This window comes from Burkholderia sp. BCC1208, from assembly GCF_902833095.1.
Lineage (GTDB): Bacteria > Pseudomonadota > Gammaproteobacteria > Burkholderiales > Burkholderiaceae > Burkholderia.
Genome location: NZ_CADFDY010000006.1, coordinates 428031 through 440626 on the forward strand (window position 1 = coordinate 428031; position 12596 = coordinate 440626).

General features: G+C 66.1%; 12 protein-coding genes. 10 read left to right on the forward strand and 2 right to left on the reverse strand.

Annotated elements, in window-relative coordinates; genetic code table 11:
- Nucleotide 1 precedes the first annotated feature (1 nt).
- Genes HWX09_RS17050 through HWX09_RS17060 form a run of 3 tightly spaced genes read left to right on the forward strand, consistent with a single transcriptional unit; the run spans nucleotide 2 to nucleotide 2787 of the window.
- Nucleotides 2-907, forward strand: a complete 906-nt coding sequence (locus HWX09_RS17050) for a peptidoglycan DD-metalloendopeptidase family protein (protein WP_027784591.1) — start codon at nucleotides 2-4, stop codon at nucleotides 905-907.
- A gap of 11 nt (nucleotides 908-918) precedes the next feature.
- The gene (gene rpoS / locus HWX09_RS17055) at nucleotides 919-2007 is read left to right on the forward strand and encodes an RNA polymerase sigma factor RpoS (protein ID WP_027784590.1); all 1089 of its coding nucleotides are present in this window, start codon (nucleotides 919-921) and stop codon (nucleotides 2005-2007) included.
- Nucleotides 2008-2010: 3 nt separating this feature from the next.
- Entirely contained in the window at nucleotides 2011-2787 is a 777-nt protein-coding gene (locus HWX09_RS17060; RefSeq protein ID WP_027784589.1) for a 3'-5' exonuclease, read from the forward strand.
- Between the two features lie 26 nt (nucleotides 2788-2813).
- On the opposite strand, the gene HWX09_RS17065 is transcribed toward HWX09_RS17060, so the two are convergent.
- Nucleotides 2814-3668 carry an endonuclease/exonuclease/phosphatase family protein gene (locus HWX09_RS17065; RefSeq protein ID WP_027784588.1) on the reverse strand — a complete coding sequence of 285 codons (855 nt, stop codon included), beginning with the start codon at nucleotides 3666-3668 and terminating at the stop codon, nucleotides 2814-2816.
- A 227-nt stretch (nucleotides 3669-3895) separates the two neighbouring features.
- On the opposite strand from HWX09_RS17065, the gene rlmD reads away from it, so the two are divergent.
- Nucleotides 3896-5293, forward strand: a complete 1398-nt coding sequence (gene rlmD / locus HWX09_RS17070; protein ID WP_027784587.1) for a 23S rRNA (uracil(1939)-C(5))-methyltransferase RlmD — start codon at nucleotides 3896-3898, stop codon at nucleotides 5291-5293.
- Between the two features lie 63 nt (nucleotides 5294-5356).
- On the opposite strand, the gene HWX09_RS17075 is transcribed toward rlmD, so the two are convergent.
- Nucleotides 5357-6055 carry a Bax inhibitor-1/YccA family protein gene (locus tag HWX09_RS17075; protein ID WP_006484459.1) on the reverse strand — a complete coding sequence of 233 codons (699 nt, stop codon included), beginning with the start codon at nucleotides 6053-6055 and terminating at the stop codon, nucleotides 5357-5359.
- A 249-nt stretch (nucleotides 6056-6304) separates the two neighbouring features.
- Between HWX09_RS17075 and ndk the strand changes: the two genes are divergently transcribed.
- From ndk to HWX09_RS17105, 6 genes are all read left to right on the forward strand, one after another.
- A complete protein-coding gene (gene ndk, locus HWX09_RS17080) occupies nucleotides 6305-6730 on the forward strand; it encodes a nucleoside-diphosphate kinase (RefSeq protein WP_027784586.1) in 426 nt (141 codons plus the stop codon).
- A gap of 55 nt (nucleotides 6731-6785) precedes the next feature.
- Nucleotides 6786-7925 (forward strand): 23S rRNA (adenine(2503)-C(2))-methyltransferase RlmN, encoded by a 1140-nt coding sequence (gene rlmN, locus HWX09_RS17085; protein ID WP_027784585.1) that lies wholly within the window; start codon nucleotides 6786-6788, stop codon nucleotides 7923-7925.
- A 163-nt stretch (nucleotides 7926-8088) separates the two neighbouring features.
- Nucleotides 8089-9105: a helix-turn-helix domain-containing protein gene (locus HWX09_RS17090; RefSeq protein WP_027784584.1), complete on the forward strand. Its 1017-nt coding sequence runs from the start codon at nucleotides 8089-8091 to the stop codon at nucleotides 9103-9105.
- A gap of 112 nt (nucleotides 9106-9217) precedes the next feature.
- The gene (gene ispG / locus HWX09_RS17095) at nucleotides 9218-10522 is read left to right on the forward strand and encodes a flavodoxin-dependent (E)-4-hydroxy-3-methylbut-2-enyl-diphosphate synthase (protein WP_027784583.1); all 1305 of its coding nucleotides are present in this window, start codon (nucleotides 9218-9220) and stop codon (nucleotides 10520-10522) included.
- A gap of 20 nt (nucleotides 10523-10542) precedes the next feature.
- Nucleotides 10543-11883 (forward strand): histidine--tRNA ligase, encoded by a 1341-nt coding sequence (gene hisS, locus HWX09_RS17100; protein ID WP_027784582.1) that lies wholly within the window; start codon nucleotides 10543-10545, stop codon nucleotides 11881-11883.
- 55 nt (nucleotides 11884-11938) lie between these two features.
- Nucleotides 11939-12568, forward strand: a complete 630-nt coding sequence (locus HWX09_RS17105; protein WP_006478678.1) for a tetratricopeptide repeat protein — start codon at nucleotides 11939-11941, stop codon at nucleotides 12566-12568.
- Nucleotides 12569-12596 lie beyond the last annotated feature (28 nt).

The following is a 12596-nucleotide window of genomic DNA, read 5'->3' on the forward strand; positions in this document are numbered from 1 at the left end:
GATGAGTATGTTGCGCGCGATGCAAAACAACCGATCCAGGGAACCGCTCACGCTCGCCCAGCGCGCGATCTGTGTGGCTGCGTTCTCCACGTTACTGGCCGCCTGTGCGACGCGGCTCGACAACGCGCCCGTCGTCGACCGCTCCGGCTCGCTCGGCACGACCGCCGCCGCGCAGCCCGCGGTGCCGCTCGGCCCGCCGCCGCCGGGCTTCTACCGTGTGAAGCCGGGCGACACGCTGTACCGGATCGCGCTCGAGAACGGGCAGAACTATCGCGACATCGCGTCGTGGAACAATCTGACGAACCCGAACCAGATCGAAGTCGACCAGTTGCTGCGCGTGGCGCCGCCAGGCGGCGCGGCGGTCGCGGGCGTACCGGCTGCGGGCGTACCGGCCACCGCGCCGATCGCCGGCGGTGCAGTCGCGACCGCACCGCTGAGCAGCGGGCCGGCCACGCCGGCCATGGGCACGTCGTCCTCGCTCGCCGCCACGCCGCCGGCTGCGGCAACCGGATCGAGCGATACGGCTGCCGCACCGAGCGGCCCCGTGACGTTCGCATGGCCCGCGCGCGGCCCCGTGCTGAACGGGTTCGACGATGCGAAGAACAAGGGTGTCAATATCGGCGGGACGGCCGGCGAAGCCGTGAAGGCGGCCGCGGACGGCCGCGTCGTTTACTCCGGCAACGGCCTGCGTGGCTACGGCAACCTCATTATCATCAAACACGATGCAACTTACCTCACGGCGTATGCACACAATCGCGCTTTGATGGTAAAAGAGGGGGACGCGGTAACGAAGGGGCAGAAGATCGCCGAGATGGGTAACAGCGATGCCGACCGCGTGATGCTGCATTTCGAGGTTCGCCGGCAGGGTAAGCCTGTCGATCCGCTGAAGTATTTGCCGCCTCAATAACCGAGACGACCATGCCGAAATCGAAGCGCCACGAGCCGCAAGCCGAGTCTGAGAAGATCAGTCGTGCCACGCAAGCATCGGTGGGGCGAGTAGGTGCTTCGACGGACGACGAGGACGACGCCGCGGAAAACGAACGTGATCTCGATACACGCGACGGCGAAGCGGACGGTGGCGACGACGAGCGCGAAGGCCGCCAGGAAGCGGCGCCCGACGTCGACGATTTCCGCACGCTGCTGCAGGCCGAGCTCACGGCCGACACGATCCAGCATTACCTGAACCGCATCAGCGTGAAGCCGCTGCTGACCGTCGAGGAAGAGCAGCGCTATTCGCGCCTCGCGAAGGCCGGCGAATTCGAGGCGCGCCAGGTGATGATCGAGCGCAACCTGCGTCTCGTCGTCAGTATCGCGAAGGGGTACCTGAACCGCGGCGTGCCGCTGCTCGACCTGATCGAGGAAGGCAACCTCGGCCTGATGCATGCGATCGAGAAATTCGACCCGACGCGCGGTTTCCGTTTCTCGACCTACGCGACGTGGTGGATCCGGCAGAGCATCGAGCGGGCGATCATGAACCAGGCCCGCACGGTGCGCCTGCCCGTGCACGTGATCCGCGAACTGAACCAGGTATTGCGCGCGAAGCGCCACCTCGAAAAGAATTCGATGTCGACGGGCGAGGCGGCCGAGCGCCGCGAAGCCAGCATCGACGACATCGCCTATCTCACCGGCAAGACCGCCGAGGAAGTCACCGATATCCTCGCGCTCAACGAACACACGGCGTCGCTCGACGCGCCGCTCGACCTCGATCCCGCGAGCAGCCTGCTCGACCTGCTGCCCGACGACCAGAGCCAGTCGCCCGACGCCGAGGTGCAGCATCGCGAGCTCGAAACGTTGACGCGCGCGTGGCTGTCGCGGCTGTCCGACAAGCACCGGCACGTGATCGAGCGCCGCTTCGGCCTGAACCATATCGAACCGGCGACGCTCGAGGAGCTCGCCGACGAGATGGGGCTCACGCGCGAGCGCGTGCGGCAGATCCAGCAGGAAGCGCTGGTGCGCCTCAAGCGGTTCTTCGCCTCCAACGGCGTGCGCAAGGACGCCGTTCTGTAACCGATGACTCCGATTCTTGTTTTTGACATCGAGACGATTCCCGATGTCGACGGCATTCGCCGTCTGGAAGACCTGCCCGCGACGCTCGACGATGCCGCGGTGGCCGAACACGCATTCGCCGCACGCCGCGAGAAGACGGGCGGCGATTTCCTGCCGCACCATCTGCAGCGGATCGCGGCGATCTCGTGCGTATTCCGCGACAACAACGGTTTTCGCGTGCGCTCGCTCGGGACGCCGCAGGACGACGAAGCCACGCTGATCCAGTCGTTCTACCGCGTGATCGAGAAATACACGCCGCAGCTCGTGTCGTGGAACGGCGGCGGTTTCGATCTGCCGGTCCTCCATTACCGCGCGCTCGTGCACGGCATTCCCGCCACCCGCTACTGGGATCTCGGCGAGGACGACCGCGAATTCAAGTGGAACAACTACATCTCGCGCTATCACTCGCGGCATACCGACCTGATGGACGTGCTCGCGATGTATCAGGCGCGCGCCAACGCGCCGCTCGATGCGCTCGCGAAGCTGTGCGGCTTTCCGGGCAAGCTCGGGATGGACGGCAGCCAGGTATGGCCGGCGTTCCGGGACGGGCGGATCGACGAAATCCGCAACTATTGCGAAACCGACGTCGTCAACACCTACCTGCTGTATTGCCGGTTCCAGTTGATGCGCGGCGGCCTGACGCCGAGCGAGTACGCGGACGAGATTCTGATCGTGAAGAACGCGCTTGCGCAGGAGCCGGCGCCGCACTGGGTCGAATACCTGGCGGGCTTCGACGCGTAGCGCGGCCCGTGCCGCAACCGGCGCGGTCAGGCCAGTTCGAGCAGCACCGGCTGGTGGTCGGACGCGCGTACGTCCCCGTCGATCTCGCAGCCGACGACGCGCGGCAACAGCGTGTCGGTCACGAACACGAAATCGCACGCGAGCGGCCCCTCCGACCATTGCACCGTATCGTAGACGCCGGCCGTCGGCGGCGGCGTACGACCGGGATGCCGTGCGACCCACGCGTCGACGAAACTCGGCGCGTCGGCGATCGGCTCCAGGAAGCGCCGGTACGCGTCGCTATCGAATGGGCTGTTGAAATCGCCGCAGACGATCGCATCGCGCGGTTGTCCGGTCGCGCTGAACGGCCCCTCGGCGGTTTCGGCGGGAGCCGGGTGTGCCGCGTGCGCGCAGGCCTCGCGATGCCGGTCGCGCAGCGCGTCGACCTGCGCAAGCCGCTGGCGCACCGAGTAATACTCCAGATGCGTGGTGACCACGCGTAACGATCCGAAGGGCGCCTGCAATTCGATGTCGAGCGCGACGCGCGGCATCGACGGTGCGCCGGCGTCGGCCGGCCACGGCAGCGATTGGCGCCGCACGCGCCCGAGCGGCAGCCGCGTCGCGATCGCGTTGCCGAACTGGCGGCGCGGGGCGCCCGGCCGGATGGCCGGCAGGTCGGCGCCGACGGCGTCGACGATCGTATAGCCGGGCAGCAGCGCGGCGAGTTCGGCGAATTGGTCGGGGCCCGGCCGGCCGGGCAGGGCGTCGAAGCCGCGCGTGACTTCCTGCAGGCACAGCACGTCGAAATCGCCGAGTTGACGAATCGCCGCGACGGTGCGGGAAAGATCGACGACGCCGTCGGCGTCCCGACCCCATTGGATGTTCCAGTCGATCAATCGCATGGTCGAATCTCCTGTCGAGCGGAATGTCGGGCCTCGGGCGTTGCCGGGCCGTTTTGCGGCTCGGCTCGGCTCGCCGCAGGCGCGTCCCGAAGCCGCATTGCAGGGCCGCCCGGGCGCCCCACAGGGCTGTCCGTGCGCAAGTTCGGCGCCTGCGTCATCCAAAGCGCGCGACGGGCGCCTTCGTCGTCTACAATCTCGCCTTCTTCAACGTTTGTCAGGAAAAGCTGGTGTCCGAAGCCGTCCCCACTTCTGCGCGCAAATCGAAAAACGCGCCCGTCGCGCCCGGGCCCGCCCCGGTTCTCGAGATCGAATCGCTCGACATGGAAGCGCGCGGTGTCGGCCGCACGATGACCGAGGACGGTCAGCCGGGCAAGGTGATCTTCGTCGAAGGCGCGCTGCCGGGCGAGCGCGTGACTTATTCGAGCTATCGCCGCAAGCCGAGCTACGAGCAGGCGACGGTAGTCGACATTCTGCGCCCGAGCGTGATGCGCACGCAGCCGAAGTGCAAATTCTTCGGCACCTGCGGCGGCTGCTCGATGCAGCATCTCGACATGCGCGCGCAGGTGGCGGTCAAGCAGCGCGTGCTCGAGGACAACTTGTGGCATCTGGCGAAGCTGCGTGCGGAAACGATGTTCGCGCCGATCCACGGTCCGTCGTGGGGCTATCGCTACCGTGCGCGCCTGACCGTGCGCAACGTGGTGAAGAAGGGCGGCGTGCTGGTCGGGTTCCACGAGAAGAAGAGCAGCTACGTCGCCGACATGACGAGCTGCGAAGTGCTGCCGCCGCACGTGTCGGCCATGCTCGTGCCGCTGCGCCGGCTCGTCGAAGGGCTGTCGATTCGCGACCGGATGCCGCAGATCGAACTCGCGGTCGGCTCGGCCGTCACCGCGCTCGTGCTGCGCGTGCTGGAGCCGATCAACGCGGACGACGAAGCGCTGCTGCGCGCGTTCGCGGACGAGCACAACGTGCAGTTCTGGTTGCAGCCGAAGGGCCCCGACACGGTGACGCCGTTCTATCCGCTCGACGTATCGCTCGACTACACGCTGCCGGAATTCGGCATCCGCATGCCGTTCAAGCCGACCGACTTCACGCAGGTCAACCACCAGATCAACCGCGTGCTGGTGGGCCGGGCGCTGCGCCTGCTCGCGCCGTCGCGCGACGATCGCGTGCTCGACCTGTTCTGCGGGATCGGCAACTTCACGCTGCCGCTCGCGCGGCTGTCGCGCGAAGTAATGGGCATCGAGGGCAGCGACACGCTGACCACGCGCGCGCTGGCGAACGCACGCGAGAACGGTGTCGACGGCCACACGACGTTCGCGTGCCGGAACCTGTTCGAAGTGACGGGCGACGACCTCCGCGCACTCGGCGCATTCGACAAGTTCCTGATCGACCCGCCGCGCGAAGGTGCGCTCGCCGTGTCGAAGGCGCTGGCCGAGATCGCGCAGAGCGGCGAAGGCCCGCTGCCGAAGCGCATCGTCTACGTGTCGTGCAACCCGTCGACGCTCGCGCGCGATGCGGGCCTGCTCGTGCACGAGGCCGGTTACCGGCTGAAGGGCGCCGGGGTCGTGAACATGTTCCCGAATACGTCGCACGTCGAATCGATCGCGCTGTTCGAGCGCGACTGAGCCGGGCGGCGGACGTAAAAAAACCGGCCCGCGGGCCGGTTTTTTCATGGTGCGCAGCGAACGTCAGTTGCGGTTGCCGCCGAAGATGCCGAGCAGCGCGAGCAGGTTCGTGAACACGTTGTACAGGTCGAGGTAGATCGCGAGCGTGGCCGAGATGTAGTTCGTCTCGCCGCCGTTCACGACGCGCTGGACGTCGAACAGCATGTAGGCCGAGAAGATCGCGATCGCGAGCACCGACACGGTGAGCATCAGCGCCGGCAGTTGCAGGAAGATGTTCGCGACCGACGCGAGCAGGATCACGATCACGCCCATGAACAGCCACTTGCCGAGCCCGGAGAAGTCGCGCTTGCTGACGGTGGCGATCGTCGCCATCGTGGCGAAGATGATGCCGGTGCCGCCGAACGCGAGCATGATCAGCGACGGGCCGTTCGAGAAGCCGAGGATGAAGCTCAGCAGCCGCGACAGCATCAGGCCCATGAAGAACGTGAAACCGAGCAGCACGAACACGCCGGCCGCGCTGTTTTTGGTCCGCTCGATCGCGAACATGAAGCCGAACGCGATCGCGAAGAACGCGAGCAGGCTCATCATCGGGCTCGTGGCCGCGAACAGCGAGAAGCCCGTCGCGACGCCGACCCAGGCGCCCAGCACGGTCGGCACCATCGACAGCGCGAGCAGCCAGTACGTGTTCCGCAGCACGCGGTTGCGAACCTCGGCGGTGCTGACGGAACCGCCGCGGCCGAAATTGTACGGATAGTCGTTCATGGTTTCTCCTAACATTGAACGCGTGAGCGTCCGGGGCCGGTTCGGCGCGCGCGATGTGCGGCGCAGCAAACCGGGGCAGCTATGGCTAAGATACGTTCCGTGCCGCGAGGTTTCAATGGCTCGGCGGCACAAAACATATGGATTCTGAACCTTTCATTCGTGTAAGGGTTCAATCGCAATGATACACGGGATCGTGCTACAATAGCGGATTCATTTGAACCTGTAACTTCTTAATTTTTTGGAGTTTTTATGGCAATCGAGCGCACCCTGTCGATCATCAAGCCGGATGCGGTGGCAAAGAACGTGATCGGCCAGATCTACAGCCGTTTCGAAGGCGCCGGCCTGAAGATCATCGCATCGCGCATGGCACACCTGTCGCGCGCCGACGCAGAGAAGTTCTATGCGGTTCACGCAGCGCGTCCGTTCTTCAAGGATCTCGTCGATTTCATGATCTCGGGCCCGGTGATGATCCAGGTTCTGGAAGGTGAAGGCGCGATCCTGAAGAACCGCGACCTGATGGGCGCGACGGATCCGAAGAAGGCGGAAAAGGGCACGATCCGCGCCGACTTCGCCGACAGCATCGACGCGAACGCCGTGCACGGCTCGGACGCTGCGGAAACGGCAGCGGTCGAAATCGCGTTCTTCTTTCCGGAAATGAACGTTTACTCGCGTTAAGCCCTGGCTGACAGCAAGTAGGCAGGATTCAGCGCACGCGGCAAGGCAGCACATCATGACGAGCGAAACTTCCGTCAATCTTCTCGACTTCGACGCCGAGGGTCTTGTCGCGTACTGCGGCAGCCTGGGCGAGAAGCCGTTCCGCGCCAAGCAGTTGCAGCGCTGGATCCACCAGTACAACGCCGGCGATTTCGACGGCATGACCGATCTCGCGAAGTCCCTGAGGGAGAAGCTCAAGGGCCGCGCATCGATCGTGATGCCGGACATCGCCAGCGATCATGTTTCCGCCGACGGCACGCGCAAGTGGCTGATCGACGTCGGAAACGGCAATGCGGTCGAAACCGTGTTCATCCCGGAAGAGACGCGCGGCACGCTGTGCGTGTCGTCGCAGGCCGGGTGCGCGGTGAACTGCCGCTTCTGTTCGACGGGCAAGCAGGGCTTCTCCCGCAACCTGTCGACAGCCGAAATCATCGGCCAGCTCCGGATGGCCGAATTTGCATTGCGAGCGTCGCTGGGCCGCGCGCCCGGCCCGAACGGCAAGGCCGAACGGGTCGTCACCAACGTGGTGATGATGGGCATGGGCGAGCCGCTCCTGAATTACAGCGCGGTCGTGCCCGCGATGCGGTTGATGCTCGACGACAACGCGTACGGCCTGTCGCGCCGTCGCGTCACGCTGTCGACGTCCGGCGTGGTGCCGATGATGGACCGCCTCGGCGCCGAGTTGCCGGTCGCGCTGGCCGTTTCGCTGCATGCGCCGAACGATGCGCTGCGCGACGAGCTGGTGCCGCTCAACAAGAAGTATCCGCTTCGCGAGCTGATGGCTGCGTGCCAGCGTTATCTGAAAGTCGCGCCGCGCGACTTCATCACGTTCGAATACTGCATGCTCGACGGCGTCAACGACACCGAAGCGCATGCGCGCGAACTGCTGGCCGTCACGCGCGACGTGCCGTGCAAGTTCAACCTGATCCCGTTCAATCCGTTTCCGGAATCGGGCCTCATCCGCTCGAAGCCGGAACAGATCAAGCGCTTCGCGCAGGTCCTCATCGACGCGGGTGTCGTCACGACCGTGCGCAAGACGCGCGGCGACGACATCGACGCCGCGTGCGGGCAACTGGCCGGCGCGGTGAAGGATCGTACGCGCCTGGCGGAACGAACGGGCGCAGCAGGAAAAATCATCGAAGTTCGGGCAGTTTGACGGGGGCACCTGGCCGGGGTGCCCGAACCCTTTGGCGGTGCAACACGCGAATAGCGATCGGTCGCGGCGCCTCGGCGCCGCGCATGGTATGAACCGTTGCGGGTGCCGGCCGGCGGAAGCCGGCGGCAGCCGCCAGTGAAGAAGAATCGACGCGAGGACAAGGATGAGTGAGCCGCAGCCGTCTAACGGCGCAGAGACGAATGCCGCGAAGCCGGCACCGGCGGGGCTGGAATCGCTGGCGGCGGTCGGCAGCCGGCTGGCGCAGCTTCGGGAGACGAAGGGCTGGTCGGTCGACGACGTGTCGGCGCGACTCAAGGTCGCACCGCAAAAGCTCCGGGCGCTCGAGGCCGGCGACATCAGCCATTTGCCCGGCGTGACGTTCGCGCTCGGGGTCGTGCGCAGCTACGCGAAGATGCTCGGCGTCGATCCGGAACCGTTTGCGCAGGCGCTGCGCCGCGAGCGCGGGGTGCCGGAAGTCGACCTGTCGATGCCTGCGTCGTCGGGCACGGATCTGCCGCGCGGCCGCGTGTCGATTCCGTTGGGCAGCTCGTCGCGCCACCATCCGTGGCTGTGGGGAACGGGGATCGTCGTCGTCGCGGTGGTCGCCGTACTGATGTGGCACACTGGCGGCGATTCGGCGAGCCTGCTCGCGCGCTTCAAGGGCGGCGACGCCGAGCATGCGTCGGCCGCGAGCGCGGCGGCGGCATCGTCGTCTGCCGAAGAAGCGGCCACGAATGACGCGTCGACGGCGGTGACGAATGAGGTTCCGGCGCCGGCTACCGCATCGGCTGCTCCGGCGCAGGCGATTGCGTCGGCTGTTCCGGCGCCCGCGGCCCCGGTCGCGACGGCCGCGGCATCGCAGCCCGTGGCGGCAACGGCGGCGGCGAGCACGGCCGCGCCGGCCCAGCCGGCGAGCGTCGTGGTGGCGGCAGGCCAGTCGATGATCGAATTGAAGGTCAAGCAGGATTGCTGGTTCAGCGTGCGCGACAAGAACGGCAAGGAGCTGTTCTCGGCGCTGGTGCGGGCCGGCGAAACGAAGCAGGTTGCAGGTGAGGGGCCGTTCAAGGTCACGATCGGCAACAAGGCCGGCCTCGACGCGGTTGCGTTCGACGGAAAACCTGTCGATCCGGCAAAATATTCGGCAGCGCGGGGTAACGTGGCGCGGTTCACGTTGCCCTGACGTCAAGCGCCGTGGCGAAGGCTTGCCGTCGATCTCGGCAGGCCGTGAGGGCACGGCGCTTTTTCAATTCATGCGTCGCGTCGCGGCGCATTCCGCGTAAATGGATCTATCGATGCAATCCGAAGCTCAATCCCCACGCAGCAGTCAGATTTGTTCAACCGAGCCGGTGTTCGGCGGGCATCAGCCGCGCCGTGTATCGCATGCGGTGGATGTCCGCTGGGGCGGGCAACTCGTGACGATCGGCGGCGACGCACCGGTGCGCGTGCAGTCGATGACGAATACCGACACGGCCGATGCGATCGGCACGGCGATCCAGATCAAGGAACTCGCGAACGCGGGCTCCGAACTGGTGCGCATCACGGTCAACACGCCCGAAGCCGCGGCCGCGGTGCCGGCGATTCGCGAGCAGCTCGACCGGATGGGCGTGAGCGTGCCGCTCGTCGGCGATTTCCACTACAACGGCCACCTGCTGCTGCGCGACTACCCGGGCTGCGCGGAGTCGCTGTCGAAGTACCGGATCAACCCCGGCAACGTCGGTCAGGGCGCGAAGCGCGACACGCAGTTTGCGCAGATGATCGAAGCCGCGGCGAAGTACGACAAGCCGGTGCGGATCGGCGTGAACTGGGGCAGCCTCGACCAGGATCTGCTCGCACGCATGATGGACGAGAACGGCGCGCGCGCGCAGCCTTGGGACGCGCAAAGCGTGATGTACGAGGCGCTGATCCAGTCGGCGATCGGCTCGGCCGAACGCGCGGTGGAGCTTGGCCTGGGCCGCGACCGCATCGTGCTGTCGTGCAAGGTCAGCGGCGTGCAGGACCTGATCGCCGTGTACCGCGAACTCGGCCGCCGCTGCGGCTTCGCGCTGCACCTCGGGCTGACCGAGGCAGGCATGGGCTCGAAGGGAATCGTCGCGTCGACGGCGGCGCTCGGCGTGCTGCTGCAGGAAGGGATCGGCGACACGATCCGCATCTCGCTGACGCCGGAACCGGGCGCGTCGCGCACGGGCGAAGTGATCGTCGGCCAGGAAATCCTCCAGACGATGGGCCTGCGCTCGTTCGCGCCGATGGTGATCGCGTGCCCGGGCTGCGGCCGCACGACGAGCACGCTGTTCCAGGAACTCGCGATGCAGATCCAGACCTACCTGCGTGAGCAGATGCCGGCGTGGCGCAAGGAATATCCGGGCGTCGAGAAGATGAACGTCGCGGTGATGGGCTGCATCGTCAACGGCCCGGGCGAATCGAAGCACGCGAACATCGGCATCAGCCTGCCGGGTTCGGGCGAGAACCCGGCCGCGCCCGTCTTCATCGACGGCGAGAAGGTCAAGACGCTGCGCGGCGAGCGGATCGCCGAGGAATTCCAGCAGATCGTCAGCGACTACGTCGCACGCAATTACGGCCGCACCGAGGCCCTGAACTAATTCGTCCATACACACGAACGATGACCGAACAGAAACGCAAGATCGAGAAGCTCACCGGCGTCAAAGGCATGAACGACATCCTTCCGCAGGATGCCGGCCTGTGGGAATTCTTCGAAGCTACCGTGAAATCGCTGCTGCGCGCGTACGGCTACCAGAACATCCGCACGCCGATCGTCGAACATACGCAGCTCTTCACGCGCGGCATCGGCGAAGTCACCGACATCGTCGAGAAGGAGATGTACAGCTTCACCGACGCGCTGAACGGCGAGAACCTGACGATGCGCCCGGAAAACACCGCGGCCGTCGTGCGCGCGTCGATCGAGCACAACATGCTGTACGACGGCCCGAAGCGCCTGTGGTACATCGGCCCGATGTTCCGTCACGAGCGTCCGCAACGCGGCCGCTATCGCCAGTTCCACCAGGTCGGCGTCGAGGCGCTCGGCTTCGCGGGTCCCGATGCGGATGCCGAGATCATCATGATGTGCCAGCGCCTGTGGGACGACCTCGGCCTGACCGGCATCAAGCTCGAGATCAACTCGCTCGGCCTCGCCGAGGAGCGCGCCGCGCACCGCGTCGAGCTGATCAAGTACCTCGAGCAGTTTGCCGACGTGCTCGACGAGGACGCAAAGCGCCGCCTGTATACGAACCCGCTGCGCGTGCTCGACACGAAGAATCCCGCGCTGCAGGAAATCGCGCAGAACGCGCCGAAGCTGATCGACTTCCTGGGCGACGAATCGCGCGCGCACTTCGACGGGCTGCAGCGCCTGCTGCTCGCGAACAACATTCCGTTCAAGATCAACCCGCGTCTCGTGCGTGGCCTCGATTACTACAACCTGACCGTGTTCGAATGGGTGACCGACAAGCTCGGCGCGCAGGGCACGGTCGCGGCCGGCGGCCGCTACGATCCGCTGATCGAGCAGCTCGGCGGCAAGCCGACCGCCGCGTGTGGCTGGGCGATGGGCATCGAGCGCATCCTCGAGCTGCTGAAGGAAGAAGATCTGGCGCCCGAGCAGGAAGGCGTCGACGTGTACGTGGTGCATCAGGGCGAAACCGCGCGCGAACAGGCGTTCATCGCGGCCGAGCGCCTGCGCGACACGGGCCTCGACGTGATCTTCCACTGCAGCGCGGACGGCGCGCCGGCGAGCTTCAAGTCGCAGATGAAGCGGGCCGATGCAAGCGGCGCCGCGTTCGCGGTGATCTTCGGCGAAGAAGAGGTCGCGAACGGCACGGTGGGCGTGAAAGCGTTGCGCGGCGCGGGTGCGGAAGGGGAAAAGAACGTTCAGCAGACCGTACCGGTCGAAAGCTTGACCGAATTCCTAATCAATGCGATGGTTGCATCCGCCGAAGACGGCGACGACTGATCGCGCTCGCATTCGCTCGACAAGAAAAGCCTGAACAGGAAGGAATCGCTCGCCGATGAGTTATCACGACGAACAAGAATCGATTGAAAGTCTCAAGGCGTGGTGGGCCCGCTGGGGCAACCTCACCACGTGGATCGTGCTCGCGGCGCTCGTCGTCGCGGCCGGTTTCAACGGCTGGAACTACTGGCAGCGCCGTCAGGCTGCCGAGGCGTCCGGGCTGTACGAGCAGGTCCAGAAGGCTGCCGCCGCGAACGACAAGGCCACGATGGCCCGCGCGGCTGCCGACATGGAAGACAAGTTCGGCAGCACGCCGTATGCGCAGATGACGGCGCTTGCGGCCGCGAAGACGCTGTATGCGGCCGGCGACGCGGCAGGCGCGAAGGCGCAGCTGCAATGGGCCGTCGATCACGCCAAGGACGACGAGTACAAGCAGATCGCGAAGCTGCGCCTCGCGTCGCTGCTGCTCGACGAGAAGGCGTACGATGCGGGCCTCGCGCTGCTGTCGGGTACGCCGGTCGATGCATTCAAGGGCCTCGTGGCCGATCGCCGCGGCGATCTGCTGGCCGCGCAAGGCAAGACCGACGATGCGCGTGCGGCTTACAAGCTCGCGCTCGACGGCCTGTCGAAGGACGACCAGTCTGCGCGCCAGCTCGTGCAGTTCAAGCTGGACGCGCTCGGCGGCTGAATCCCGGTCCCCTCAACCTCTTAACTCT

What these genes read in the sequence shown, in the direction of transcription:
- ispG (WP_027784583.1), top strand. Translation starts at nt 9,218, where the DNA reads ATGCAATCCGAAGCTCAATCCCCACGCAGCAGTCAGATTTGTTCAACC.
- HWX09_RS17105 (WP_006478678.1), top strand. Translation starts at nt 11,939, where the DNA reads ATGAGTTATCACGACGAACAAGAATCGATTGAAAGTCTCAAGGCGTGG.
- HWX09_RS17090 (WP_027784584.1), top strand. Translation starts at nt 8,089, where the DNA reads ATGAGTGAGCCGCAGCCGTCTAACGGCGCAGAGACGAATGCCGCGAAG.
- hisS (WP_027784582.1), top strand. Translation starts at nt 10,543, where the DNA reads ATGACCGAACAGAAACGCAAGATCGAGAAGCTCACCGGCGTCAAAGGC.
- HWX09_RS17075 (WP_006484459.1), bottom strand. Translation starts at nt 6,055, where the DNA reads ATGAACGACTATCCGTACAATTTCGGCCGCGGCGGTTCCGTCAGCACC.
- HWX09_RS17060 (WP_027784589.1), top strand. Translation starts at nt 2,011, where the DNA reads ATGACTCCGATTCTTGTTTTTGACATCGAGACGATTCCCGATGTCGAC.
- rpoS (WP_027784590.1), top strand. Translation starts at nt 919, where the DNA reads ATGCCGAAATCGAAGCGCCACGAGCCGCAAGCCGAGTCTGAGAAGATC.
- HWX09_RS17050 (WP_027784591.1), top strand. Translation starts at nt 2, where the DNA reads ATGAGTATGTTGCGCGCGATGCAAAACAACCGATCCAGGGAACCGCTC.
- rlmN (WP_027784585.1), top strand. Translation starts at nt 6,786, where the DNA reads ATGACGAGCGAAACTTCCGTCAATCTTCTCGACTTCGACGCCGAGGGT.
- ndk (WP_027784586.1), top strand. Translation starts at nt 6,305, where the DNA reads ATGGCAATCGAGCGCACCCTGTCGATCATCAAGCCGGATGCGGTGGCA.
- HWX09_RS17065 (WP_027784588.1), bottom strand. Translation starts at nt 3,668, where the DNA reads ATGCGATTGATCGACTGGAACATCCAATGGGGTCGGGACGCCGACGGC.